Source organism: Providencia sp. 2024EL-00732 (genome assembly GCF_044006275.1).
Lineage (GTDB): Bacteria > Pseudomonadota > Gammaproteobacteria > Enterobacterales > Enterobacteriaceae > Providencia > Providencia huashanensis.
In genome coordinates this window covers 1-24,041 of sequence record NZ_JBIPDG010000017.1, presented here as the reverse complement: position 1 = coordinate 24,041, position 24,041 = coordinate 1, and the positions used below count along the sequence as shown (strand labels likewise).

Genomic DNA, 24,041 nt, shown 5'->3' with positions numbered 1-24,041 from the left:
ATGGACATAGAAGCGATTACTAACCAACTTTCGCAACTCGTTGATAAAGCGGGTAATGAAGTGCAATCAAAGGTGACTGCAGCTGACCTTAATGACCCAGCAAGGATGTTACAGGCACAATTTGCGATACAACAATATTCTGTTTTTGTGAGTTATGAAAGTGCGATTATGCGGGCAGTGAAAGATATGTTGTCAGGGATAATTCAGAAGATATGAATTTATTAGATTTCAGTATGAGGCAACTTATTATTGAAAGTGGATTAGCGGCTGTAAATAATGGGCTTTATATTCAAGCTGAAGCTATTCGTCATGTATTACCATATCTGACGGAAAATGAAAGTGCCTGTAATATTATTGATGCAACCATACTTATTGGAATGAATAATTTATATCTTGCCGAAGAAAAATTACAGAGTGATAAGTCTCCAGAAGCAGAGCTACTAAAGCAATTTATTGAATATATAACAATAAGCAATAATTGATTGTTATACTCATAATATATTAAAAATAGGATATTAATACGATGGATATTACATCTGTATCTACTGCCGGTATGCAAACATTAACAGAAAAACTCCCCTCCATTGAACGAGCTGAGGATGTCGATTTATTTACAAATATGCTTTTTGAACAACCCACACTTAACCCGGAAGAGATGATAATCGCTTCATTACAAGATAAATCATTGTCAATTTCAAATACAATTAATAATGCACGAGCAACTGTCGATGTTCTGAATAACCCGGCAACTATGTTAACGGCACAATCTTTTCTTAAAAATGCTATGGTGGAAGTGGATTTAATTGCAAAAGTGACAGGGCAGCTATCTCAAGGAATTAATAAACTGGTAAGTATGCAATAATGAAGTTTTTTATTCGTTTTAGTTCTATCGTGTTAATTTTATTTTTTTTAACGGGTTGTAAAGTTGAGCTTTATAGTGACTTATCTGAAGAAGAAGCAAATCAGATGATTGCTTTATTGATGCTGAGAAATATTGATGCAGAAAAAAGCATTATTAAGGGAAGCGGCGTTACTATTAATGTAGAAAAAGATGATTTTGCCAATGCAGTTGAAGTATTACGCCAGCAAGGTCTACCTAATAAACGAACAGAAAATATTGCTGATTTATTTCCTCCGGGGCAGTTAGTCACTTCTCCAGCACAAGAACAGGCAAAAATAACTTATTTAAAAGAACAAAATATAGAAAAAATGCTACTGAGTATGGATGGGGTTATTATTGCTCAAGTTGCTATATCGGAAAGTACCAATGTAAATCGTCGTGAAATACCGCCGCCTACCGCTTCAATATTTATTAAGCATGCGCCGGGTATCAATATGCAAAGTAGAGAGCCAGAAATTCGTAGAATGGTCCAAAAATCTATCTCAAATTTAACAGTAGAAAATATCAGTATCGTTATGCAAATGGCTGATTATCGACATAAACAGGCGAAGTTTCTGGATAAGACCAAAAATGGCTGGGGATGGCGAAAGTATCTTCCCTGGATAGTTGTGGCAGCCATAATGACCAGTGCTATTGTATTATTAATTGTATTAAGAAATAGACCTAATATATGAATAATATTATTGAGGTTGAACAACAACGATTACATGAGTTGGTATGGCGTCCAGGTAAATGGATGCATGCATCTTGGTGGAGAACATTCGAGTTATCTCAATGGCAACAGGTGTATCAGCAATCTCCATCTTGCCAAGGCGCAATAGATAACATGATTCTTCGCCGCAAAGACTTATCTTTTTCTCCTATATTAAAGCAGCTTGAACCACGTCAGTATCAAATTTTGGCATTAGAAACACGTTTAATGAAGTTGTTTCTTGCGATGGGGATTCTGGTATTAGCTTGCCCTGATTATCTGGTACTTCGTCGATATCGTTGCCGTTTGACGGATATTTTCGGTGAGCAGGGTTGTGAGCAGCTATTGGCAATAGGGACCTTCTATCATTCTCCTTCTCAGGTTATTTATTCTGAAGAGGATTTCATCGAGAAAGCCCAAGGGATAGGACTAAGTTGGTGGTATGCAGAGAAAACCGATTGTGTGGTCTATCACGCGTTGAAAACAACCTTTCCAAATTACCCGCCCCAAGAAGCCCCCCGTCTTGGTAGTATTTTTCCTTGGCTATTACGTATTGGGCGTTTTTTATGAAGGTGATTTCAGTTCCTGTAATTTCATTGCCTGACTTACCTGTATTTGGGCCTATTATTCCGACAGAGGAGTTAATAAACTGTTTTTCTGCAAACAATATTATAGAAATAGCCCAACAAAAAGCTCAAATTATCTATCAAGAGTCTCAAAAATATCTAGATGAAAAAAAACAGGAATGTCAGAGCTTACGAGAACTAGCTTATCAAGAAGGCATGGCTTTATTGGAAGAGGAAGCTCCATTGATTAGGCAGAAGATTGCTACTGAGTCTATTGAGTGGTTAGTGTCAGAACATCAACTAGAACAAAACATTTTAATGTGCTTGGAACCACGTTTAAGGGAAGTGCTAGTTAGCGTGCTTGATATGTTTTTTATTGAAAATGATAGTACTGGGTTATTGTTCAATCAGCTTCGCGCTAAACTAGAGGAAATAAAGAATGAAAAGTCAGCAACGCTTTATATTCATCCTAGTCAGTACAATAAATTAATAAAGCTTTTTTCTGGTTACCCGTGGCTACATATTCAAGTTGATGAGACGAAAGACAAAGATGAGGCATTGCTTTCATCATCTTTATTTAATCTCCATATTAATCTGAAAGAACAATTAGAATCAATTTGTGCACATTTGTTATTAGCTGAAGAGGAAACATGTAATGTCTGTTAAAGTAGAATCTATAGACCCGCGACTCTCTTTAGTGAAAAACCAGCAATTGGCCCAACAAAATATTGAGTTGACGCGCCAAAATGAACAAAGAAAATTAGTGACGCAAGTCATCCCTGCACAATCAGCTCTTGAAATAGCGCAAAATCAATTGAATACAGAAGTTCCTGAACTTGATAGTTATCTCTCTGATGGTTATTTGATACAAGAAACCCAAGGGAACATTGGGTTAGCCATTGGCAACTTTGTGCGAATGAGAGGTGGTCATAACCCTAGAGTATCTGAACGTCCAACCCGCAGCATGTTGCAGCGTCTAGCCAAAAACTTAGAGGATTCAGACCCTACAAGTGTGGGAGAGTTGCGCCATCGAATTGGCGGAGTAACTAAGGTTGAAGAGATTGACGACCTTCTGAATAGTTTTCAACGGCATCATTTAGATACTGCCGAATGTATTTTGCTACTTGCTAGTATGTTAAATGAAAAAGAAAATGATCAATCCTCTAGCCATGTACTGAAACAAACACTAGAAAAAGTGATGGCAGGAGATAATGAGTGGGTTTTAAAACTATTTACGCATTTAGAGTGCGGTGCTGTTACCCCACAAGCATTAGGTGAATTACGTTTTTTATATCAGCAAGCAACAAGTAACCAACCTGAATTGCTTTATTGGTTTAAACAATTTAGTCAATTTGAAGGTAGTCAACAACAGCTAAGAACACTTATTCGTACTTTATCTTTTGAGCTCTCAGCAGGTTATAAGGCAACGGATATTCGCCTAGCGGCAGTGATTACTGATTTAAAATGGTTATTGCAGTTTTTAACTATCGAAGTACAAAGCAAACATTTAGCAAACTCCCTAGATTTACCAAATATAACAGATAAGCATGTGACCTGCTTATTATTGGAAATAGTACAACAATCTTGGTTATATTCTGATTGGCTAGAAAGTAAAATTAGTTTACAGACATCAGAAAAACAGTATAAATATGCTAGAGGATTAATGGAGTTAATCAAATTATTACCGGATGACTGCTTTTCGGATTACGATCAACGAGAAATGGTTATTAGTGTATTTATTGAATACTTACAACAATTAAATGAATTAGAATAGTGACTTTTTTCGTTTTTATCAGGTAAATACCTGATTATATCTATCTAAGTTTTATTAGAATATGTTAATCATAATGAAAAATACCTTTATTTTAAATTTCTTTTTAAGAATGTAGATGGAATTACAAACAAAACGGTGGTTAGAAAGGTTTTTGCAGCTGGTTGAATTACCTAGTGATGGTATTTCTGCAAAAATGGAGTTTTTACATCCATGTTATCGTTTTTATATTGAATATATCAACAATAATATCATTCTTACCGTAGGTAAAAAGGTAGAGCTTGTTTATCAAGAAAATATATTAGAGAAATTATTAACACAATGCATCCCTGCGAGGACTAAGGGGACATTATTACGTCCTTGGGTAGGGGGAGGTTATCAAATGCTAAGTTGTAAATTAAATACAACGAGCTCTATTTCTCATTGGGTTTATTGTTTTAAAACAATGCAACGCTTACTTGATGAGGCTATCGGATTAAAATAATGGAATTTATTAGGCAATTTTTAATCGTTATTTCTCGCCGACAAGATATTTTTCTCGTTATTTTGTTGTTAGTCGCTATATTTATGATGATTATCCCGTTACCAACAGGGCTAATTGATTTCCTTATTGCACTGAACCTAATGATATCCATTCTCTTAATGATGATGGCCATTTATATTAAAAGCCCATTAGAATTCTCGACTTTTCCTGCGGTGTTATTAATTACCACTTTGTATCGCTTATCTTTAACAATTAGCACGACTAGGCTGATCCTCTTACAAGCAGACGCCGGCGATATTATTGATACATTTGGTAAATTTGCTGTTGGTGGTAATTTAGGCGTAGGGCTTATTGTTTTTATGATCATTACTATCGTGCAGTTTATCGTGATAACTAAAGGCTCTGAGCGTGTTGCAGAAGTTAGTGCTCGTTTTTCATTGGATGCAATGCCAGGTAAACAAATGAGTATTGATGGTGATTTACGTGCAGGTACTATTGATGCCGATGAGGCACGGAGGTTACGCGGTTTAGTCCAAAAAGAAAGTCAGCTTTTTGGTGCTATGGATGGTGCTATGAAATTTGTTAAGGGCGATGCTATCGCGGGTATTATCATTATATTGGTGAATATATTAGGAGGAACAGCTGTTGGTGTGATGGTGCATGATATGAGTGCTAGTACTGCATTTTCTACTTATGCGATTCTTTCTATTGGTGACGGTTTGATCAGCCAAATACCTGCTTTATTAATATCGATTACTGCTGGGATTATTGTGACCCGTATATCTGGAGAAGAAAAAAATAACCTTGCGGGTGATTTGGTTATGCAAATAAGTAAGCAATCGCAAGCAGTCGTATTAACTTGTGCTATTTTACTGGTATTTGGTTTTTTACCTGGTTTCCCAACGGTTTATTTCTTTATTCTATCAGCTATTGTCTTTGCAATTTCATTTTTTACTAAAAAAAGAACGGCGACAGAACAGGATGAATATATCAATTCAGATTTAAGTGGTAGTTCAGCTAACCAAACTATCAGCCCCGGTTCAACCCCATTAATTATCCGGATGGCTAAAGATTGTTGCAATAAGAATATATTGGCTTCTCAAATTGATATCTTCCGTTTCCAAAAGTTTGAGCAAATTGGTATCCCTTTGCCGGAGATTAATTTACAAGTAGATAATAATTTACCCTCTGGTTCTTTAAAGATTTTATTATATCAGGAGGTTGTCCTCGATATCATTTTACCTAAAGACCTGATGTTAGCCGATATTAGTTCACCAGATATTACCCAAGCTAAACAGAGAGATAAACTATCGTTCGGTGGTAATCAATCATTACAGTGGGTTTCACCTGATAATAAAGACGTATTATCAGCCATGAATATTACGCTTTATCAAGATGAAGCGACAATTATTCATTGTTTATCAATTGTAGTCGACCGCAATGCAAAAGAATTTATAGGCGTGCAGGAAACACGTTTTCTGATGGATGCAATGGAAGGGAAATATGCTGATTTAGTTAAGGAAATACAGAGGCAATTACCTATTGGGCGTATTGCAGATATACTTCAGCGTTTAGTTTTAGAAAATATATCTATTCGTGATCTACGCACAATCTTTGAGTCATTGATTGAGTGGAGCCCTCGAGAAAAAGACCCTGTCATGATAACTGAGTATGTGCGAATTGGCTTACGTAGGCATATTATCGCTAGACATAGTATAGGGCAGCCGTGGATCAGTGGTTGGGTTATTGGTGATAATATTGAGAATCATATTCGTGAAGCTATTCGGCAAACTGCTTCAGGTTCTTATTCTTCATTAGAGCCTAACTTTAGTGAAAGGCTAATAGAAAAGATTAAAGAGGTGACTCAGAATAATTATCAAACTCAAAATGTGCTAATAACGACAATTGATGTGAGGCGTTTCCTCCGTAAAGTTATTGAACGGGAGTTTTATGGGTTAAAGGTACTCTCATTCCAAGAGATTGGTGAAGATGCTGAACTACGTATTATTGGTAATATTGATCTTATTGGGGAACATGAGTAATGCGTCAGCCCGATTATAATATTATTTATAATACATTGTTTGAACGTTTAAAGTTCCCTGTAAATATCGAAAGCTTAAGTGTTCGACTAACGGGGAAAATCGTTAAAATTGGCCCAACATTGTTACGTGCATCATTACCAGGTGTCAGCCTTGCTGAGTTTTGCCACTTAAAACCTAGCGGTATTGATGCTGAGGTCGTTTCTATTGATGGTGATTATGCATTGTTATCCCCTTTTTCTGAGCCTCTGGGAGTTACCGTTGGGTCGGATGTTATTCCTACAGGGCATTGTTACCAAATTTGTGTTGGTGACTTTTTGCTTGGCCGTGTACTTGATGGTTTAGGTCGACCGCTTGATCACTCCAATCTACCTCAATATGGAGAGTATCGAACTCTGAACGCTGATGTACCCAATCCTCTCCTTCGGCAAATTATTGACACGCACTTGCCATTAGGTGTGCGTGCGATTGACGGGTTATTGACTTGTGGGATAGGGCAGCGAATAGGTATTTTTGCGGCGGCAGGGTGTGGCAAAAGTACCTTGTTAGGCATGATTAGTGAAGGGTGTGAGTCTGACATTATTGTATTGGCTTTGATTGGTGAAAGGGGACGAGAAGTTCGTGAGTTTTTAGAGCACACTTTAACCCCGCAAGCATTGAAGCGTTGTGTGATAGTTATTGCGACCTCTGATAGATCTGCGCTAGAGCGTTTGAAAGCTGCATATACGGCAACAACAATCGCTGAATATTTTCGCGACCAAGGGAAAAATGTGTTGTTAATGATGGATTCATTAACACGTTTTGCCCGCGCATCAAGGGAAATAGGGCTTGCTGCGGGGGAGTGTGCTACATCGGGTGGATATCCCCCCAGTTTTTATGCTCAATTACCCCGTCTATTAGAGCGAGCTGGGCGAGCTGAATCAGGAAGTATTACCGCTATTTATACTGTCCTTGTTGAGGGCGATAACATGAATGAACCCGTTTCAGATGAGGTTCGTTCAATTCTAGATGGACATATAGTTCTTTCACGAAAACTAGCGCAGGAAAATCATTACCCTGCGATTGACATCAATGCGAGTATTAGCCGAGTTATGGAGCAGGTTACCAGTGAGCAGCACCGTAAAAATGCAGGGAAATTGAGAAAATTACAAGCTGCTTGGAAAGACATTGAACTGTTAGTCCGTGTTGGTGAGTATCAAACAGGGCAAGACCCTGAATCCGATGAAGCATTAATGAAAAGGCCAATAATCAGGGAGTTTCTTTGCCAACCAACCGATGAGCGGGTTAAGTTCCAAGATACACTGGATATGTTATGCAAAATTATCAAACAACCTTAACGGCTTTATTTGCTTTAAAAAAGCGCCGTGAAACGCGACTTCGTTCTATTTTAACGCAATTAAATCAACAGATAAGTGAGCAAATTCAGGTTAATGAAAGTTTGATGAAACTCAGAGAGGAACTCTGTGAGCAATGGAAACATTATGGTTCACATGAACAATTACTGACACCCAGTGCTATTAGAGAGTATCGCACTACGTTGACAAATTATTACCTGCAAGATCAGGCAATTCTACAAAAAAGTAGCATGGCTAAAAGAATATACAGTGAATTACAGATAGAAAAAGAACAACAATTAAGTTTATTACAAGAAAATATAATCGAGCAAGAAAAACTAAAACTCCTAATGGAATAAACTATGTGTACTAAAGTAATGTCATCACGCCGCAATGTTATTATATTAAATAATGGTATGGACGATACGGCATCTCACCAAGATGCTCAACATCAGTTTGAAGAATTATTGACTATTCCAATAAAAGGAGGGGTCAATAATAATGATATAACACAAGAACGAAAGTGTTTAAGTTATATAGATGTGTCAAATAGCGCTGAATTATGTGAGCAGTTACTGAAAAAATTATCGTTGAATTGTTCTAACAATCAAAATAATCAATTAAAGTGGTGTTTAACAAATGGCCCATTAGCAGGGATGATTATTGAGGCTGATTATAATGAGGTAGGTATATCTATTTGTCTTTATTTGAATACTTCTTTATATAATCAAGAGTTGAATAAAATTATTGAGCAAATAAAAAGGGGGCTTTCGATAAAATTTAATTGCTCGATTTTTTTAAAGGTTAATCATGCCGATACCTGAAATTAATAATAGAACAGCAAAACTTATTCGTGCAGTAGGTACAGGTTGTCAATTAATCGGCGATGAAGGAACTCTATCTTTAACATTTGAGCATCGGAATTTGGCAATCGGTTTGTTACTGACAACTTGTATAAATGGTAATTCTATTGATTTTTGGGTAGATGAAAATGAATGGTGTCAATGGGTTAGTCCAGTACTTGCTATTCCATCATTTTCTATGGTTTCTGATGAGTTTAAGGACGTACTCGCGATATGGACAATAGATACTCTCAAGGCATGCATTGATATTGATGATTTTCAGTGGCCAACAGTTAAACAGATAAGCACGGGCTCTTTACCGCAAGGCGTGGGGTGGCAGTTGTGTGCGAAACATCATAATAGAATACTTAATTTTCACGTTATTGAAGCCCCTGATAGCTGGTTAGAGGTACTCATAGAGAACGGTTCGATAACTGATGAACAAGAAATAAGCTCGCCAATTATGATTGGGGCAAAGTTAGTGGCGGGTTGGTGTTTATTAAATAGTCAGCAAATATATTCTATACAAGAAGGTAATGCGCTGGTGCTTCAACAGCAAGCAGAGATTACTCGTGGGGAGTTTTTTCTTTTTACTCATCGGCCACTTGCCATTGTTTGTCAAGATGGCGAGTCAGGCATATTTAGCGTGGAGACATTAATGGATACTTTTGATGACTGGATTGATATACCTACAGATAGCTTAGCCAATACAGATAATCAAATTTCAAATACATTGATTCCTGTTTCAGTGGAAGTTGCTAATTTGAATATTTCAATTAATGAGCTAAGCCAGATCCGGCCGGGGTACTTATTTGAAAGTGAAAAACATTATAATACACCTGTTTCATTAAAAGTTGGTCATCGTATTTTTGCTTTTGGTACACTATTACGCATAGGGGAACGATTAGCGGTTAGAATAGATACATTATGCTAATTGATTTTATTGTGGCAGGTTAAGCTTGACTGCTTGTTGAGGCAATAGGCTAACAAGCAGTCAATAAATTAAATTTCATCATCAGGTGATAAATGATGATTGTCTGTGGGCGGTGATGATAAAAATAATGAAATTAATTTATTTGCTATATTAGTGTTATTTTCTGATATTGGTTCAATATCAAGTAATTCATCTGCTTCGTCATCTTCATTAAATTTATATATATCATTTCTCTCCTCTGAAACCTTATTTAGATTTATATTGTCGATATTTTTTTCTTTATTGATCAATGTGTTGTTTATTTTATTTTCAAGGCTATTATTATATTCATCTAAATTTGACTCCATAATTTTCAATTCGGAGTTGGAAGAGATTTCGTCAAAAAACTCACTCCAGGTTAAAGTGTTTTCCGTATTTTTATTGTTTAAATTCAATGTGTTACTATTGATTAATGGACGCTCATTATTAGGCTCTTTTTTTACGGTAGTACAAGCGATTAGCGCCATACACGGTATTATTAAAAGAATGAGTTTAATCTTCATTTTTGGGGTTTTCTTTTTCATAGCTTAAATTCATAACCATACGCAAAATATTAGCGACAGGTTCAAATAAGCTTGGGTGAATATAATGACCTACTGAGGTTTTCTTTGCTAATGCACGGGCTAAATCAATACTCTCTACAATAGGTACTCCTGATTTCTCTGCAAACCTAATAATATTTAAGGCTCGGCTATTAAAGCCGACTTCAATGACTTTCGGTAATGGTGTTTCATTAATTTTATAATACAGACATACTGCAACATGTGTTGGGTTCTTAATCACGACCGTTGATTTAGCGACATTTTTAGATAAGCTCCCACTTTGAATTTCTCGGTGTATTGCTTTCCGTTTGCTTTTTAATTCAGGGTTACCTTCACTATTTTTATATTCTTTTTTAATTTCATCAATAGACATCATCAATTTCTTGGTGTTGTTATATCTCTGAAATGCGAAGTCAGCAATACCAAATATAATATAGAATCCAATTAGAGTTAAAATCATCCAGTAAAGTAAATGAATACATAAAATAACGCCATTAATAACAGGGTTCAAAGGTAAAAACTGTATTGAATTAGTGTTTTGAGCTAGTAACAAGTAAAAAATAAGTGCTAGTGTTACTGTTTTAAATATAGATTTAACAAATTCAAATAGATTCTGCATTGAGAACATCTGTTTTGAATTAGATAATATATTGAGTTTTTTAAATGATGGTGTTAACGCTTCTGTTGCCAATAATGGCCCAACTTGAGCCATTATGGTAAAAACAGACGTCAATATGATAACGCCGGCTAAACCACCAGTAAAACGGATCACGATAGAAGAGAAAGTATTTAGCCACTGGCCAATCGCTAAATGACTATCATTGTTAATAAAATTAATATTAGTATTAATCATCAATTTTAAGGCATTCCAAAGTTCAGGGCCTTCAAAACTAAAATAAGTCAGTAAAATGACTAGCTGCATACCGCTGGTTATTTCATTACTTTTCGCTACTTGGCCTTTTTTTCGCGCATCTTTGATTTTCTTCGATGTGGGCTTTTCTGTTTTCTCACTCATTGAAAAAGTCCCATAAATTTAGGCTGATATTCAAATAGTCTAGGCTATAGGCCAATAAATGTTGGAACGCAAAACTGAAGCAGATAATCAGCATTAATAAGGAGAATGCACTTTTGATTGGCATCGCTAAGAAGAAAACATTAAGTTGTTGCGCTGAGCGGTTAATTAACCCTAAAGCCATATCAACTAAGACGATGACGACTATGGCTGGCATTGCAAAGCGAATACCTAGTTCATACATGAGTTGCCATAAACTGGAGATAAAAGAAAAAGCATCAATATGATAATTTAATGTACTGGCCGGTGGGATAGAAATATAGGAATTATAGATAGCCGCTATTAGTTGGTTAAAACCTCCACTAATAAGAAAAATAACATTAAATACTTGGCTAAATAACACTCCAAATAGCGAGGATTGTTGCCCTAATAATGGGTTAATGATACTTGCCATTGAAGAACCGCGCATGGTATCTATTATTGTTCCTGCTGCATCCATTGCCCAAAAGGGAATTGCAGCACAAAAACCGAGTATTAACCCAATGCTCACCTCACTAATAATTAACCATAAGTATCCACTAATATTAAGGTTAGATTGGGTCCAATTGGGGTACATATAAGCAATAGGTAATATAATCACTAAAAGTAGTGAGTTCCTAACTAAAGTACCGCCTAGGTTAGAGCTATTCAGCAAAGGAACAAGAAGAAAAACACCTAAGCAGCGTAACATGCTTAGTCCAAGGATGGGTAGGTATTCAATCCAGATGGTCAAGAGCTTACTCCCTCATATGAAGTATCATGTCAAAAACTTGATCTGCATAAGTAAGAATTACGTCACCCATCCAGCGATAGCTGATTGCAAGTGTAATAGAAACAGCAATTAACTTGACAAGAAATTGAATTGTCTGTTCTTGTATTTGGGTTAATGCTTGTAACAAACTAATTAAAATTCCCACACATGATGCGACGACGACGACAGGTAAAGATAAAAGTAAAACAAGCCACATCATTTGTTTTGCTAATTGGATTACCATAGTTTCACTCATTATTTATGGCCTTAGTGTTACGAAAATGAAAGAATCAGTTGCCTAAGTAATTTTTCCCAGCCCCCCATCAATACAAAAATTAATAGTTTTAAGGGCATAGATATTGTCATCGGCGAAACCATCATCATTCCCATTGCGAGTAATACATTGGAAACAATTAAGTCGATTGCAATGAACGGTAGGAATAACAACAGACCTATTTTAAAGGCTTCAATAAGTTGGCTAACGGTAAAAGCGGGGAGTAGGATAAGTAAAGATTCATCTGGAATTTTATCATGATACTTTTCAGGCCAAATTTGATGACCGATATTGGCAAAAAAAAATTGTTGTTCAGGGTCTGTATTTTTTTTAAGAAACTCTCTATAAGGTAATAATATATTTCTCTCAACTTTCTGAATAAATAGCGGTGATTCTATTTCTATAGGCTCATTAATTAAATTACTTTGGATAGCAAGAATAATAGGGGCCATTGTAAATAAGGTTAAGACGAGTGCTAAGCCATAGATTGCGATATTTGGTGGTGTTTGCTGGATACCTAATGCATTACGCAGTAAAGAAAATACAATCGCTATTTTTAGGAATGACGAACCTAATACGAGAGCTAAAGGAAAAATAGATAGCATAAATAATATAAGAATCAATTGTAATGGCTGGTCTAATAAAGGCATCTAAAAATTCCAGAAATATCATGTGAATGATATTATGAAGTTGGATGCTGTTTTTGAGTATAAGGTAAAAGCCTGAGTTTATAAGGCTTTTAGTTCCCTCACCATTGTTCAATGTTTATTTTTTATGGATAAGTTGTTAATTTATATGGTTGGTTACGCTAAAGTGTAACTGTATATTAATATAAATATCGTATTTTTATTTATGCTAGAAATAATTCCATGTTTTATTTGTGATATTATCCTGATTAAAATATTTATGAGGTGAATGTAATTATAGTTAACAGTTAAATATAGTAATTGTTTTGTGTGTTTCAATAAAGTAATTACAAAATTAATTTTATCATTTCTATATTGATAAGTTATATTAGTGATATTTCAAGTATATTCAAATATTACTTTTTTTGTTGCTTTTTAAAATTTAATCATAATTAAAATTCATGTTGTATACTTATTGATAATTTCATTTTTTCACAAGGAATGATATTTATCAAGAAAATTATCTGGCGGGTGACATATTATTTAATTTTGTTTTGTTACTATTTGTATTTGTGAATGATTTATTGTTTTGTATTATACCAAAAATGTATGGGAGAAAAATTAATTCTGACTGAATATCTCAGGGCTATAGATTATTAGATGATATTTTTATAATCTCTGTCTGTAAAATTATAGGTAAACCAATGAAAAAAGATCATATGGCTGAAATAAGCGAAAGTATTATTCATGAAATAAGAACCCCGATGAATGGTATTATTGGTGCTTTAGAGTTATTGCAACAGACATCACCAACACATCAGCAACAAAATTTATTAGCAATCATGCGTACATCTGCTGATTATATGCTAGATGTTATTAATAATTCATTCAATTTTAAAGAGATAAACTATAACTTAGGTTATGAATTGGTTGATTTATTTGAGCTTATTGATAAGGTCATGGTCATTGTTAGTTTTGAGGCAAAAAGAAAAGGATTAGCGTTATCAACGTATATTTATCCAGATACTCCTAAAAAGGTAAGGGTAAGCCAAATAAGTTTAATGCAAATACTTATTAATCTAATTGGAAATGCGATTAAATTTACAACTGAAGGTTCTATAAAGATTAAAGTAGGTATAGATAAATCTAATTTAGTTTTCGATATTATTGATACTGGAATAGGTATTGATATCAGCCAACAAAATAAAATATTTAAACCATTCTTTAAGGTGAATTTAAATGAAAATGGCAGTGGGTTAGGGTTAAGCATATCAGCAAATCTTATTAAGCTAATGAATGGTAAAATAAAAATACAAAGTCAGTTAGGGAAAGGAACTCATTTTAAATTATATATTCCAATGAAAAGCGATGAGTGTTTAAGGAAAGTGTTTAATTCATCAGCTATAAAATATATTGGCTTTGGTCAACAATTACGTTTATGGGAAATTAATCTAAACTTAGGAAAGAGCAAGTTATTAGACTATTCAGATTTTAATGTCCCATCTGGCTTTTTTTGTAATAATTCATCTGGATTTAATAGGAAACATAAAGGGAAGCAACATAACTTAGCGTCTTCTACTTTATGGTCATTAAAAATTTTGGTTGTTGATGATGTTTCCCTGAATCAAAATATAATAAAAATAATATTGGAAAATATGGGGCATCAAGTAGATTTAGCAAGTTCTGGTTCTATAGCTATTGATTTAGGCAAAAAAAACATTTATGACATGGTTCTAATGGATTTGAATATGCCAATGCAAAATGGGTTTGAAACGCTTTTACGTTGGAGAACATTAGAAAATGAAATATTAGACAATGACACTCCTATTATTGCCACAACAGCGGGGGATAGAGGTATACAGTATAATGATAATACAAATGTGAAGTTTAATGATTGTTTATTGAAGCCATTTAATATTGATAGATTGTCTGATCTTATTGAAAAAGTTATTATGATTCAGTTGGGAAGGGGGATTGAATTAGCTCAAAATAAAAGAAAAAATGATGCCATAATTAATATCAATGAATGTGATGATTTGAGGTCTAGGTTTAAATCAACATTTGAACAGTTTTCAACGCAAATTGAAATTGCATGGCATGAAAAACAGGGAAATAAATTTTTAGCAGTATTGCATTCAATAAAAGGCTGCGCAGCGTTGACAGGTATAAATGGTATTTATGATGCTTGCCAGTACTTAGAGAGCAAAGTTAAAATTGGTGAATGGTCTGAGAAAGATAAGCATATTTTATTAGAGCAAATATCTCTTTATTGCTAATTTTTATTTATTTAAATTAATATGTAAATGATAAATGATAAATGATTTATCGACTAATCATTTATCATTTTAAATGTATTTTTATATTTTAAATATAAAAAAACGGGCGAAGTTATAATGAAATTTCTATTTTGTTTTACTGTTTACATAAATTAATAATTTTACTCATGAAAGAGACGAAAGTATTTATTGCATCTGCTGCGGATTCTCCATTTTTTAAAGCAAAAGGTGAAAAAACAGCTCTCAATTCTATATAGTCATTAATATTTAATAAGGCAGGCTGCCCAAAGTAAAAATATTGGTTAGTATTATCCATTAATTTTGACAATATTATTTCACTATGTAAAGCAGTATTCAGCTCATCTTTGGGGCTTAATACTGACCATATCATGGGCATCTCATCTACCGTGAATATATTAATGTCAGGCATCTCATGTAAACTAATAGTGATTGCAGAGTGGTTATCAATTTTATTATTTTGAAGTATATCTTCACGCCCTATATGGCTAATTGCACTAGTAACTAATTCAGCTAAATCAATATACATTCAGTACCTCCGGATGATAACGTTTCCATATTATGACAATGATTTCTTCTACTTGGTAATGAGAGTTTAAGATATGGTATATTTTCTCTCTCAATATTGAATTGTTTGTTTCATTCAGTCTATTAGTCAGGTCTTCTTTAGAAGCATTGATTCTGAATAATAAGCCATCACGATAACTACCTGATTTATCTTGTTTTAATTTACGTTCTAAACTTGTTAACTGTGACATTTTTTTATATTTAAAGGTTAATTGGAATTGATAAAAAATTTTGTTTATATATTAACATTAGAGTATTCATACTGAGAGAATACACCTTATAGCCATTTGGTAAAATACTTCCTTTATATAGTCTAATATTGTTAGATAGTTGTAGGTAAATATATTCATCATTACCTCCAATACTTATAATTTTCCCAGGTAAAAATTTATCAATAATATTTTTGTTAGGAATATTTTGATAGTTTATTTTCATTCTTGTTTTTTGTGACTTATTGAAATCACTAATGATAATATTTAATTTTTCTAAATCTTTATCTGGAACTTTTCCGCTAACTAATAATTTATTATTTTCAATTGAAATATTCAGTCCCTCTAAAAGTGATTCTGAATCAAGAAAATGAAGTGTTTTTTTAAATTCTTCTGAGCGGTCATTAATGACAACCCAACTTTTTAATAAACTAATTTGATTTATTTGAGCTTGTGTTTGCTGCCAATGATTATCAAATTGAATATCACCATAAATTTTCACGCTATCTAAGCTATTACCTTGAGTAATATCAATATCATGATAACCATTCATTTCTAGTGTTTGACGAACTAGGTTATGTAGTGTGCTAACATCGATGCTTTTATTATAAAAGGAGAAACCAAATTGGGCGAATTGCTCTTGTAGTTGATAAATCGTATTTTTTGAAACTGATACGCCGCTGAGATGAATTATGCCATTATTATCAAAGCTTGCTTGCAAACCTAGGTGATCTGGTTGTTTCATTTGTTGCTCTAACCAAATAACTTTATCAAATGGCTCCTCATTTTCTGGAGATATGTCAGTTGAGATCCCTATAGCAAGGAGTACTAAGAATAAAAAAATGATGGCTATTGTTAGTGTAACAACGTGAGTTTTATTTTTATTTCTTCTTAGCGGAATTGCTAATGTTGGTAATGGTTGTTCTATATCTCCAAATATAAAGACTAATCCAGCGAGGTCTATCACTCTTTTTTGAGGCAATAGCTCATTAGTTTCCCAAGGCAACCCATCTACCCAAAGGGGAACAGGCTGAGACAAGCGAATGCCTTGTTCATTCACGATCAATAGTGTTTCCGCATTTAACTCTAGTGGTAAGGCGATATCAGGTGTTTCTCCCCCTAAGCGAATTTCACCGAGTGGGAGTGCTAATTCTCGACCCGCTAATATTCCACTTAGCCATTTTAATTTATAAAGAGGTTTCATCATTGGTATAGGTTGGCTGGCTGTGCTTTAATAAGAAACAAGCGTATTGTGCTACGATTATTTTTTTGAGAAGAGTTAAATAAACCTCCAATAATAGGAATATCACTAAGCAATGGGATTCTGCGTTCACCCTCACTATGCTCATCTTGTACAAAACCACCTAATAATAAGCTTTGCCCAGCTTGCAAAAGAGTTTGGGTAGAAACTTCAGAACTTAGTGTTTGAGGTAGTGGTTCTAATTCACTAGTTGAATGGATTTGCCTACCATCTTGAATTGATAGGGTTAGCATGATTTCTTTTTTTCCCTGCTCTTCAATTAGCCGAGGTGTTACCCGTAATAATGAGCCTGTTGATATCGAGTCCAATTTTGCTGTATTGTCAGCTATGAGTTTTGTATGGAATGTGATACTCCTATCTAGAACAGCTTGGTTATTATCTAATGTTACAATTGAAGGGCGAGATAATATTTGTGCTTTAGCATTTTGCTGAAGTGCATTGAGTTTAATCATAAAATTACTAGTATTAGAAACGATAGAAGAGAAGCTGCTGGTATCAGGTATTCCGTTATTATTTAAGCTTATATTTCCACCGCCAATTTGGGCGGATGCTGACCAATCAATGCCCAATGTACTTAAGTCTTCGGCATTAACATCAACAATGAGCACTGATATTTCGATAATAACTGGTTTTTTATCTAATTGAGTTATGAGTGAGGCATAGCGTGGCATTGTTAGTTTTCTATCACGAATAATAATTGCATTTTGTCTTTGATCTACAGAAAACATAGGAAGATTGCTATCTGTTGGAGATGGTTGCCCTTGGTTTTGTAATAATGGTAATGTTCGGCCCTGAGCCATATCTTTTAGGACACTAATAATGCCGGGGACAATAATTTTTTGGCCTCGATATTCATAATTTCCATCCGCTGCATTAGCGTACTTGAGAGGAAATACACGGATCTCTTCTTGGTTTTGGTCTTGATTTAATTTTTGTGCATCAATACGGGTTGCCATTGCCTCAATGCGTTGAATACATATGGGAACACCTTGTATTTGTAGGGTATTAGATGCAGAAATAATACTAGCTTGGCAGTAAGGTTGACCTAATATATTACTGTTTTTTAATTGCTGAATAAAAGTATTTATATTTAAATAAGTTGGAGCTATAAGTTCGGAGCTTACTTCTTGAGCTTTGTAGAAATAAAGTGCTTGTCCATCATAGTACCAAGCGAGCTTATGCATACGAGAAATCTTATTTAATGCTAATTCAGGGAGCATTTTAGGGATGGTCCCGACAAAAATATCATCTATTTGATTACTCACAATTACAGGAATATTATAATTTGCTCCGAAATCACGTAGGACTTCTGAAAGCTTATTTCCTCTACTCGAAATAAAAAAAAGTGAGTCATTTTTCCATGGTATTGTCGATGCTAAAGCCCCATAGCAATGTAAGGCAGCTATTGTTATAAAAACAAATAATATTCTTATCATTATATTAGTTCTAATTATCGGTTAATATCGTGTTTGTATAGTGTTTAAATAGCCATTTAACTAGTTTAGTCTGTTGATATATTAGCTTTTTATACTGCTGATGATTTAGTTCTTTGCTGTAATGACGTAGTAAATATAAACGGTTAGATTCTAAAATAAGGCTATCATCAGTAAAACTGCACTTAGATGCCAGCCATAAACAAACATGCATTAGCCATTTTGTATTTATATTTTGTAAGCCAGTATCTATCGCTAAGCACATACCATAAGCATAGTTCCCCACCCACGCTGGGGTACCATTAATATCAAGGAGCACTCTATCGGTTAGTGAAGTTATCTGTTTTATGTTTTCTTGGGCTATGAATGGAGCTGGGAGTTTCATATAACCTCTACAATGATAAAAATAGAAGCGTATTTTGAAGCGTTTTAGAATTTAAGATATAAGGTAATACCCTGAATTATATTTATTTATATTTCAGCCAGTTTTATTTTTTAGTATAAAAATATAATATTAATTAACTTTCTGATTAGCAAAAAATATTTCACTATAAATTATTATCTTAAATATATAGGGTCTATAGATATTCCACTGGCTTTCATGATAAGTTTTAGATTAAATATGTGATTGGAACGATATCATCAAAACATATCAATTTATTTGTGCTGTCTTTTTATGGCAACTTAATAAAACCTATATGAAAGTTAACGGATAAATGCTTTTATCTTTACCGTGTGATTGATAAAAATAGGGAGACAGTAGATGTCTATTATTCACCAATCTGTAATCGTCATGCTACCTATAAATTTCTCAAAGGATATTAAAAACGTATGTCTTGGGGCTGCAATCAAAAATCGTAAATACCGATAAGCACGCCGTTTTAATTAAAAGGACTAATTATGCCAATATCAGCGTTGCAGTACAGAGTTACAGCAGGAGCTTATCAGAATAAGCTGCACAATAGTTTTAGGATGAACTCTATAGAACAGACTCGAGGCATAAACTCTGACCATTCAGCCATTCCGGATGAAATACACCTTTTAGGACGAAGTATTAGCAGAGTTGTCAATTCTCATGAACAGTTGAGCAGATCATCGTACCAGACTACAAATCCGCGACAGGGTATAGCAGCCCCACTGCTAATGTTGCTAACCGAAGTTCAGTTAACCTATACCCCTGTTGTTGCAACTAGCCCAACAACGGTATCCGAGAGCGAAATGAAACCTCCAATGTCTGAAAATGTTGAGCAATCGGCTAACAGTAATCACTTCTGGGAGACCATCCAAGAGGCCAGTGTATTACCTGCAGCAGGATATCAAGATAAAGAAAAAAAGCTGCCTATAAAAAATCGGTCATCTAGATATGCGGTTTTTAAACAGAAAACGACGACCCCTCCACCTGAACCTGATGATGTTAAAACCGTAAAGTTGGATTCTTCGTGTTTTGAAAAAAGACAAAACTTATCCCGCCCAGATGTATTCAGACAGATTGGTGAAACTTTAAGGAACCCAGTAAGTGAACTTGCAAAGGAATCTCAGGTTATTCATTATTATAATAATAATTACGGATGCCCAACCCCAGAAGAAAGGGTAAATCTTTTATCGATAACCTCAAAGGTAGACAAAACGATATCGGCAATTACAGCATTGCTACCTGGTAGTCAGCCACTTGTGGTTACACAAAGATTGGGTGGGGCTCTATTCAGAATGATAGCGGATAGCATCGATAATCAACAACTGAATACGGATGATTTATTTGAAGTAAATGACCAACTTATTACTTTGGGTAAAAGCATCGTAGCTACCTCCCCAAAAGATTCAAAAGGACAAACAATTGAAGGTCAGTTAAGGGTGCCTGAGGGCTTATCTTTTAAAAATAACAAATTGTCAGTTAATATTAAAGGGACTGACAGAGAGTTTATTATTAAAAATGGTAGATATTTTACTAATATTGATGGTAAGCACCGAAGAATATCTTACTCTTTGAAAAATAAGCAATGGGTAAGAACTCCCAAGTACATTAAAACATCAGGTGAAAAAGTTTACTTCCCATTTAGGATAGGTAAACTATTAAATGGGAGCATAGACAAAAAAACACTGGTTTCAATAAGCCCAAATCAGCATGGTATCTATACCGTAACAAGTCAAACATCTGCAAGATCCTTTCATGCAATAAAAATTGGTTATGAGTTCTATCGTTACATCCCAGAAAATGGAAGGAGTGCGAGTTTAAGTGGTGTTATAAAAACTGACAGTGCTGACATAAAGGTGTCTCGGTTCGGTAAAAGATATTTCATTGTCAATGAAAAGAAGAAATTATCCGTAAACTACTCACCATGTCGACTGGGGCGATCACCGGGTTCTTCGTGCTTACATTTTTCTGACGGGCTGATAAGCAAGCTTAATGAGAACAGGAATAATGGGGTCCCCGAAAGACGAATCCGAGGGATTAAACCATCTGAAACTAATCCTGGATTATATGAGTCAGAAAAAGGGACACTTTATCTAAAATACGATAATGTTTATTTCAAGTTAATTAGCTCACAGGGTTGGATAGATGAGCCACAGTTTATGGTTACGGGTAAAAAAATATTTGGTAGTAAGAAAATAACCCCTGTTTGTTTTAGCAGGGAACGAGGATTTAATTATATAAATACGCCTCTAGAAAATATGATGGAAAGTGTTGGCATGCCAGAAAAAGTGGCAATGTCTCATATAAAAAACCAATCTAAGATACAACCAGTTGTCATTGGTACAGGAAGTTTAAGTGAGGTTTATGATATAGGGGATGGGTTTGTTAGCAAAATCTATAAGAGCAGAATTAATAAGACTCACAAAAGTAGGCTCTCTTCAGCAAAAAAAAATGCAGAAGGATTTAATCGGTATTATGGAAAAGGTTCAGGTACAGTAAGAGTTACTCCATACAAAGATGGTTCTGCAACGGTGTCAGTGAAATTGAAGAAAATAGATGGGTATGTATTAAGTAGTATTAAAGACTTATCTAACCCTGTGTTATTAGAAGAAATAGAGACGGCAATTAAAACGAGTAAACCATCTGAGAAACTATCTTCTTTATTGCAAAGTCATGGGATCTCACATAACGACATAAATAAGGGGAATATCATATATAATAATGGCGAGTTCTTTGTGATAGATTTTGACTCAGCCGATTTTTTACCAAAAGGTGAGATAGTTAGTGAGTCAAAAACTAATACTATGAGAAATAGTTTCGACCGTATCTTTAATGAAATCTTAAGAGAGATAGGAAACCGCAGAAAGGAGCACTAAAGGCAGGAACCTTGTGAGGGCCTGTGCCTGATAAATGGGCTATCCGTGCGGGCAATGAACCGGTATTGATATCCGATAAGGGGTTCGGATATAAATCAATATTTCTATAGTGGTTATAAATATATTTATAATATTAAATCAAGCACACTAACTATTCGCTTATGATATGAAAGATAATTTAATGATTGCTGCTAATGGCTGAGGTCTATTTTTAAAAGTGAGTTAGATGTAAAGCCAGTTATGGTAATGTGTGTATCTAATCTAGCTATTCGGTTGATTTTAGGGAAGATGGATGGCTTCTCCTAAATGTATGAATAATATTGATATTTAATATTTGTTACTTTTTATTTTTTGTTTAGAACTGTTAATCGTTTTATATTGTTTCACCTTAAATTTAGATGATGTTAGTTACATTCCTACACAGATACATACAAGGTTATAAATCAACGCAATGGTGATTTTATGTTAAAAAAAGCAAAGTTAATCAATATTCCAATTGAATATATAGAAAAATATCAATACTTTAAAAAAAACGGATATACTTCCTTATCTCTTAGTTCCTTCATTATTGAGGCGACTAGAAAAGCACTTGATGAAAATAAAGTAGAGGATCAAAATGAAATGTTAAAATCGCGTACTCGAATTACTCTAACTCGATAATACTATCTCAGTATTTTATAATGACACCGATAGCCCCGAAAGGGGCCATTTAATATAAAAAATATAAATTTAATATCTAAAAAACATATTTTAAACTAACTAAATATTATTGATAATAAGTTAATGTCTAGCAATCTCACTCTTATTTATAATTTAAATAGGGTGTAAATGGTTTTTTACTGTATGTTAGAATACACATTTTTAATAGTTCAACCGCTGTGAGTTTAAAGCTGGTTAAGCACCCAAGTAATGAACGAAAGTTTGAATATAAAAAAATATCTAAACTTATAGAACTGTCTATAGGTTATATATAATAAAGGAATAATATAGATAATGGTTTTTTACATGACTTCCTAACATGAAAGGTTAAAAAAGAGTTTCATGGGAAAATCTCAAGGATAGTTATGAATATGGTTCTTTGTTAAGTAAGGGCTTTATTGGCTGTCTTAGACAGTGCTGATTGAGTATAGTGAGAATTAAAAAACCGAGTTCTATGGCGTAACCTAACCACCTTAAAGCGTTTAGAATTATTAGAGCTATCTAATTATAAATTTCAATTTCGAAAAATTTAAATTGGGGGTTAAGTGTACGGCGGTTCTGTCTTCCGAGAAGATTGCTTATTTTAATTCGATCATGACCTCGGCCGCGCTTGGGACTTTTCGGTGATGGCTTTAATCAAGCAATGAGCAGATTGTTTTGGTTGATGGTGAGCAATATCACGCTCACCAATTCGGATGACCGTATTTTTATGTGTTCAGCTTAAGTGTATCGGAACAATATAGTTTGTACACTAACGCCATTTTGGAACAATAAAGTTTATACACTACTCGTATTAAGTTTGTAGATGTAGGCTAGCTCTGCTCATGGTCCCCATTGACCAGCGAATCACACTACCACAGTTCAACTGATATCATAATAAATTGAGATTGTTAGCCTAAATACATTGTTTTATGAAGGGCCGACACCTACTTTTGCTACTCTCAAAGAAAAGTCATTACAGTGGTAGCTTATAGACATTGAGTAGTTACATATGAAATACGAAACAACTTCATTACCGTTCGCGCCAAACTTTGAAAATTGGCCTGTAGGCTCGACTGAGCGCTTAGTCCATGGATATTGGCAGTTGGGTATGATGAGATTGCACACACTGTCTATGAACTGTAGTAAAGATTTTCAAGACAGATACAATCGGATTAATCACAAACTGGGTGCAGATACGGCCTATATTGATCTTCTAAAGTTAGATGAAGACCAGTATACAACTCACTTACTAAATATTATTCAAAACGATAAGCGGCCAGCTTGGATTTGGTTCATTAATTGTGGAGCGCTGCTGAATACGTCGATAGCTGGATGGCTAGACCCTGTAAATAATTCTGTGTATTTGCCTTTCATTAAATGTGACCGTCTAGGCGGTCACCAAACTCAATAATAAAACGACTCATCGCCTGTTTCCAGTTTTGAATTGGCATACTCCATTTTTT

The 24,041-nt window shown here is 34.5% G+C and carries 27 protein-coding genes; 17 read left to right on the top strand and 10 right to left on the bottom strand.

The genetic code is table 11. From position 1 onward, the window contains the following. The 13 genes from sctF to ACHB7C_RS18930 all read left to right on the top strand — a co-directional run bounded on the left by sctF (position 1) and on the right by ACHB7C_RS18930 (position 9,562). Complete coding sequence (gene sctF, locus ACHB7C_RS18990) at positions 1-216, top strand: type III secretion system needle filament subunit SctF (RefSeq protein WP_042848614.1); 216 nt, start codon at positions 1-3, stop codon at positions 214-216. After that, positions 213-482: an EscG/YscG/SsaH family type III secretion system needle protein co-chaperone gene (locus ACHB7C_RS18985; protein ID WP_042848613.1), complete on the top strand. Its 270-nt coding sequence runs from the start codon at positions 213-215 to the stop codon at positions 480-482. The genes sctF and ACHB7C_RS18985 overlap by 4 nt, the downstream gene beginning before the upstream one ends. Before the next feature lie 41 nt (positions 483-523). Continuing rightward, entirely contained in the window at positions 524-862 is a 339-nt protein-coding gene (gene sctI, locus ACHB7C_RS18980; RefSeq protein ID WP_210855384.1) for a type III secretion system inner rod subunit SctI, read from the top strand. After that, complete coding sequence (gene sctJ, locus ACHB7C_RS18975; protein ID WP_131680856.1) at positions 862-1,575, top strand: type III secretion system inner membrane ring lipoprotein SctJ; 714 nt, start codon at positions 862-864, stop codon at positions 1,573-1,575. The genes sctI and sctJ overlap by 1 nt, the downstream gene beginning before the upstream one ends. Beyond that, entirely contained in the window at positions 1,572-2,162 is a 591-nt protein-coding gene (locus tag ACHB7C_RS18970) for a type III secretion system domain-containing protein (protein WP_131680857.1), read from the top strand. Before sctJ ends, ACHB7C_RS18970 begins: the two co-directional genes overlap by 4 nt. Beyond that, positions 2,159-2,824 carry an HrpE/YscL family type III secretion apparatus protein gene (locus ACHB7C_RS18965; protein ID WP_395348208.1) on the top strand — a complete coding sequence of 222 codons (666 nt, stop codon included), beginning with the start codon at positions 2,159-2,161 and terminating at the stop codon, positions 2,822-2,824. Before ACHB7C_RS18970 ends, ACHB7C_RS18965 begins: the two co-directional genes overlap by 4 nt. Next, on the top strand, positions 2,814-3,932 hold the full coding sequence (locus tag ACHB7C_RS18960; RefSeq protein ID WP_071547571.1) for a TyeA family type III secretion system gatekeeper subunit: 1,119 nt from the start codon (positions 2,814-2,816) through the stop codon (positions 3,930-3,932). The genes ACHB7C_RS18965 and ACHB7C_RS18960 overlap by 11 nt, the downstream gene beginning before the upstream one ends. Positions 3,933-4,047: 115 nt before the next feature. Continuing rightward, on the top strand, positions 4,048-4,413 hold the full coding sequence (locus ACHB7C_RS18955) for a hypothetical protein (protein WP_042848609.1): 366 nt from the start codon (positions 4,048-4,050) through the stop codon (positions 4,411-4,413). Continuing rightward, positions 4,413-6,455, top strand: a complete 2,043-nt coding sequence (locus tag ACHB7C_RS18950; RefSeq protein ID WP_395348205.1) for an EscV/YscV/HrcV family type III secretion system export apparatus protein — start codon at positions 4,413-4,415, stop codon at positions 6,453-6,455. Before ACHB7C_RS18955 ends, ACHB7C_RS18950 begins: the two co-directional genes overlap by 1 nt. Then, a complete protein-coding gene (gene sctN, locus ACHB7C_RS18945; protein ID WP_395348203.1) occupies positions 6,455-7,789 on the top strand; it encodes a type III secretion system ATPase SctN in 1,335 nt (444 codons plus the stop codon). Before ACHB7C_RS18950 ends, sctN begins: the two co-directional genes overlap by 1 nt. Beyond that, positions 7,765-8,145 carry a hypothetical protein gene (locus ACHB7C_RS18940; RefSeq protein WP_048605576.1) on the top strand — a complete coding sequence of 127 codons (381 nt, stop codon included), beginning with the start codon at positions 7,765-7,767 and terminating at the stop codon, positions 8,143-8,145. The genes sctN and ACHB7C_RS18940 overlap by 25 nt, the downstream gene beginning before the upstream one ends. Positions 8,146-8,148: 3 nt before the next feature. Next, positions 8,149-8,610, top strand: coding sequence for a hypothetical protein (locus tag ACHB7C_RS18935; RefSeq protein ID WP_048605574.1), 462 nt, complete (start codon positions 8,149-8,151; stop codon positions 8,608-8,610). After that, positions 8,597-9,562, top strand: coding sequence for a FliM/FliN family flagellar motor switch protein (locus ACHB7C_RS18930; RefSeq protein ID WP_131680860.1), 966 nt, complete (start codon positions 8,597-8,599; stop codon positions 9,560-9,562). Before ACHB7C_RS18935 ends, ACHB7C_RS18930 begins: the two co-directional genes overlap by 14 nt. Before the next feature lie 68 nt (positions 9,563-9,630). On the opposite strand, the gene ACHB7C_RS18925 is transcribed toward ACHB7C_RS18930, so the two are convergent. Genes ACHB7C_RS18925 through sctR form a run of 5 tightly spaced genes read right to left on the bottom strand, consistent with a single transcriptional unit; the run spans position 9,631 to position 12,869 of the window. Then, positions 9,631-10,125: a hypothetical protein gene (locus tag ACHB7C_RS18925; RefSeq protein ID WP_210815649.1), complete on the bottom strand. Its 495-nt coding sequence runs from the start codon at positions 10,123-10,125 to the stop codon at positions 9,631-9,633. Then, the gene (locus ACHB7C_RS18920) at positions 10,094-11,158 is read right to left on the bottom strand and encodes an EscU/YscU/HrcU family type III secretion system export apparatus switch protein (RefSeq protein WP_042848602.1); all 1,065 of its coding nucleotides are present in this window, start codon (positions 11,156-11,158) and stop codon (positions 10,094-10,096) included. Before ACHB7C_RS18920 ends, ACHB7C_RS18925 begins: the two co-directional genes overlap by 32 nt. After that, positions 11,151-11,927, bottom strand: a complete 777-nt coding sequence (gene sctT / locus ACHB7C_RS18915; RefSeq protein ID WP_042848601.1) for a type III secretion system export apparatus subunit SctT — start codon at positions 11,925-11,927, stop codon at positions 11,151-11,153. Before sctT ends, ACHB7C_RS18920 begins: the two co-directional genes overlap by 8 nt. A gap of 4 nt (positions 11,928-11,931) precedes the next feature. Next, positions 11,932-12,201, bottom strand: a complete 270-nt coding sequence (gene sctS, locus ACHB7C_RS18910) for a type III secretion system export apparatus subunit SctS (protein ID WP_042848600.1) — start codon at positions 12,199-12,201, stop codon at positions 11,932-11,934. 17 nt (positions 12,202-12,218) lie between these two features. Beyond that, positions 12,219-12,869, bottom strand: a complete 651-nt coding sequence (gene sctR, locus ACHB7C_RS18905) for a type III secretion system export apparatus subunit SctR (protein WP_042848599.1) — start codon at positions 12,867-12,869, stop codon at positions 12,219-12,221. Positions 12,870-13,549: 680 nt separating this feature from the next. Between sctR and ACHB7C_RS18900 the strand changes: the two genes are divergently transcribed. Next, positions 13,550-15,121, top strand: coding sequence for an ATP-binding protein (locus ACHB7C_RS18900; RefSeq protein ID WP_042848598.1), 1,572 nt, complete (start codon positions 13,550-13,552; stop codon positions 15,119-15,121). Positions 15,122-15,257: 136 nt separating this feature from the next. Here ACHB7C_RS18900 and ACHB7C_RS18895 read toward each other — a convergent pair whose 3' ends face one another. Genes ACHB7C_RS18895 through ACHB7C_RS18875 form a run of 5 tightly spaced genes read right to left on the bottom strand, consistent with a single transcriptional unit; the run spans position 15,258 to position 18,994 of the window. Then, positions 15,258-15,668: a hypothetical protein gene (locus tag ACHB7C_RS18895; protein ID WP_048605565.1), complete on the bottom strand. Its 411-nt coding sequence runs from the start codon at positions 15,666-15,668 to the stop codon at positions 15,258-15,260. After that, positions 15,658-15,897, bottom strand: coding sequence for an EscE/YscE/SsaE family type III secretion system needle protein co-chaperone (locus tag ACHB7C_RS18890; RefSeq protein WP_210855395.1), 240 nt, complete (start codon positions 15,895-15,897; stop codon positions 15,658-15,660). The genes ACHB7C_RS18895 and ACHB7C_RS18890 overlap by 11 nt, the downstream gene beginning before the upstream one ends. 10 nt (positions 15,898-15,907) lie before the next feature. Beyond that, complete coding sequence (gene sctD, locus ACHB7C_RS18885; protein WP_395348196.1) at positions 15,908-17,122, bottom strand: type III secretion system inner membrane ring subunit SctD; 1,215 nt, start codon at positions 17,120-17,122, stop codon at positions 15,908-15,910. Next, on the bottom strand, positions 17,119-18,612 hold the full coding sequence (locus ACHB7C_RS18880; protein ID WP_129467240.1) for an EscC/YscC/HrcC family type III secretion system outer membrane ring protein: 1,494 nt from the start codon (positions 18,610-18,612) through the stop codon (positions 17,119-17,121). Before ACHB7C_RS18880 ends, sctD begins: the two co-directional genes overlap by 4 nt. Positions 18,613-18,622: 10 nt before the next feature. After that, complete coding sequence (locus ACHB7C_RS18875; RefSeq protein ID WP_042848594.1) at positions 18,623-18,994, bottom strand: hypothetical protein; 372 nt, start codon at positions 18,992-18,994, stop codon at positions 18,623-18,625. A gap of 515 nt (positions 18,995-19,509) precedes the next feature. On the opposite strand from ACHB7C_RS18875, the gene ACHB7C_RS18870 reads away from it, so the two are divergent. The 3 genes from ACHB7C_RS18870 (at position 19,510) to ACHB7C_RS18860 (ending at position 23,989) form a co-directional block, all read left to right on the top strand. After that, positions 19,510-21,897 (top strand): hypothetical protein, encoded by a 2,388-nt coding sequence (locus ACHB7C_RS18870; RefSeq protein ID WP_395348193.1) that lies wholly within the window; start codon positions 19,510-19,512, stop codon positions 21,895-21,897. Positions 21,898-22,359: 462 nt separating this feature from the next. Continuing rightward, the gene (locus tag ACHB7C_RS18865) at positions 22,360-22,557 is read left to right on the top strand and encodes a hypothetical protein (protein ID WP_042848593.1); all 198 of its coding nucleotides are present in this window, start codon (positions 22,360-22,362) and stop codon (positions 22,555-22,557) included. A 1,030-nt stretch (positions 22,558-23,587) separates the two neighbouring features. Next, a complete protein-coding gene (locus ACHB7C_RS18860; RefSeq protein ID WP_210855359.1) occupies positions 23,588-23,989 on the top strand; it encodes a hypothetical protein in 402 nt (133 codons plus the stop codon). Positions 23,990-24,041: the final 52 nt, after the last annotated feature.

Excerpts from the sequence above, each read along its gene's own strand:
- ACHB7C_RS18950 (WP_395348205.1), top strand. The coding sequence starts at position 4,413 with ATGGAATTTATTAGGCAATTTTTAATCGTTATTTCTCGCCGACAAGAT.
- ACHB7C_RS18865 (WP_042848593.1), top strand. The coding sequence starts at position 22,360 with ATGTTAAAAAAAGCAAAGTTAATCAATATTCCAATTGAATATATAGAA.
- sctI (WP_210855384.1), top strand. The coding sequence starts at position 524 with ATGGATATTACATCTGTATCTACTGCCGGTATGCAAACATTAACAGAA.
- ACHB7C_RS18890 (WP_210855395.1), bottom strand. The coding sequence starts at position 15,897 with ATGTCACAGTTAACAAGTTTAGAACGTAAATTAAAACAAGATAAATCA.
- ACHB7C_RS18970 (WP_131680857.1), top strand. The coding sequence starts at position 1,572 with ATGAATAATATTATTGAGGTTGAACAACAACGATTACATGAGTTGGTA.
- sctF (WP_042848614.1), top strand. The coding sequence starts at position 1 with ATGGACATAGAAGCGATTACTAACCAACTTTCGCAACTCGTTGATAAA.
- ACHB7C_RS18920 (WP_042848602.1), bottom strand. The coding sequence starts at position 11,158 with ATGAGTGAGAAAACAGAAAAGCCCACATCGAAGAAAATCAAAGATGCG.
- ACHB7C_RS18985 (WP_042848613.1), top strand. The coding sequence starts at position 213 with ATGAATTTATTAGATTTCAGTATGAGGCAACTTATTATTGAAAGTGGA.
- sctN (WP_395348203.1), top strand. The coding sequence starts at position 6,455 with ATGCGTCAGCCCGATTATAATATTATTTATAATACATTGTTTGAACGT.
- sctS (WP_042848600.1), bottom strand. The coding sequence starts at position 12,201 with ATGAGTGAAACTATGGTAATCCAATTAGCAAAACAAATGATGTGGCTT.
- ACHB7C_RS18940 (WP_048605576.1), top strand. The coding sequence starts at position 7,765 with ATGCAAAATTATCAAACAACCTTAACGGCTTTATTTGCTTTAAAAAAG.
- ACHB7C_RS18875 (WP_042848594.1), bottom strand. The coding sequence starts at position 18,994 with ATGAAACTCCCAGCTCCATTCATAGCCCAAGAAAACATAAAACAGATA.
- ACHB7C_RS18955 (WP_042848609.1), top strand. The coding sequence starts at position 4,048 with ATGGAATTACAAACAAAACGGTGGTTAGAAAGGTTTTTGCAGCTGGTT.
- ACHB7C_RS18880 (WP_129467240.1), bottom strand. The coding sequence starts at position 18,612 with ATGATAAGAATATTATTTGTTTTTATAACAATAGCTGCCTTACATTGC.
- ACHB7C_RS18960 (WP_071547571.1), top strand. The coding sequence starts at position 2,814 with ATGTCTGTTAAAGTAGAATCTATAGACCCGCGACTCTCTTTAGTGAAA.
- sctJ (WP_131680856.1), top strand. The coding sequence starts at position 862 with ATGAAGTTTTTTATTCGTTTTAGTTCTATCGTGTTAATTTTATTTTTT.
- ACHB7C_RS18900 (WP_042848598.1), top strand. The coding sequence starts at position 13,550 with ATGAAAAAAGATCATATGGCTGAAATAAGCGAAAGTATTATTCATGAA.
- ACHB7C_RS18930 (WP_131680860.1), top strand. The coding sequence starts at position 8,597 with ATGCCGATACCTGAAATTAATAATAGAACAGCAAAACTTATTCGTGCA.
- sctD (WP_395348196.1), bottom strand. The coding sequence starts at position 17,122 with ATGATGAAACCTCTTTATAAATTAAAATGGCTAAGTGGAATATTAGCG.
- ACHB7C_RS18860 (WP_210855359.1), top strand. The coding sequence starts at position 23,588 with ATGAAATACGAAACAACTTCATTACCGTTCGCGCCAAACTTTGAAAAT.
- sctR (WP_042848599.1), bottom strand. The coding sequence starts at position 12,869 with ATGCCTTTATTAGACCAGCCATTACAATTGATTCTTATATTATTTATG.
- ACHB7C_RS18935 (WP_048605574.1), top strand. The coding sequence starts at position 8,149 with ATGTGTACTAAAGTAATGTCATCACGCCGCAATGTTATTATATTAAAT.
- ACHB7C_RS18925 (WP_210815649.1), bottom strand. The coding sequence starts at position 10,125 with ATGAAAAAGAAAACCCCAAAAATGAAGATTAAACTCATTCTTTTAATA.
- ACHB7C_RS18965 (WP_395348208.1), top strand. The coding sequence starts at position 2,159 with ATGAAGGTGATTTCAGTTCCTGTAATTTCATTGCCTGACTTACCTGTA.
- ACHB7C_RS18870 (WP_395348193.1), top strand. The coding sequence starts at position 19,510 with ATGCCAATATCAGCGTTGCAGTACAGAGTTACAGCAGGAGCTTATCAG.
- ACHB7C_RS18895 (WP_048605565.1), bottom strand. The coding sequence starts at position 15,668 with ATGTATATTGATTTAGCTGAATTAGTTACTAGTGCAATTAGCCATATA.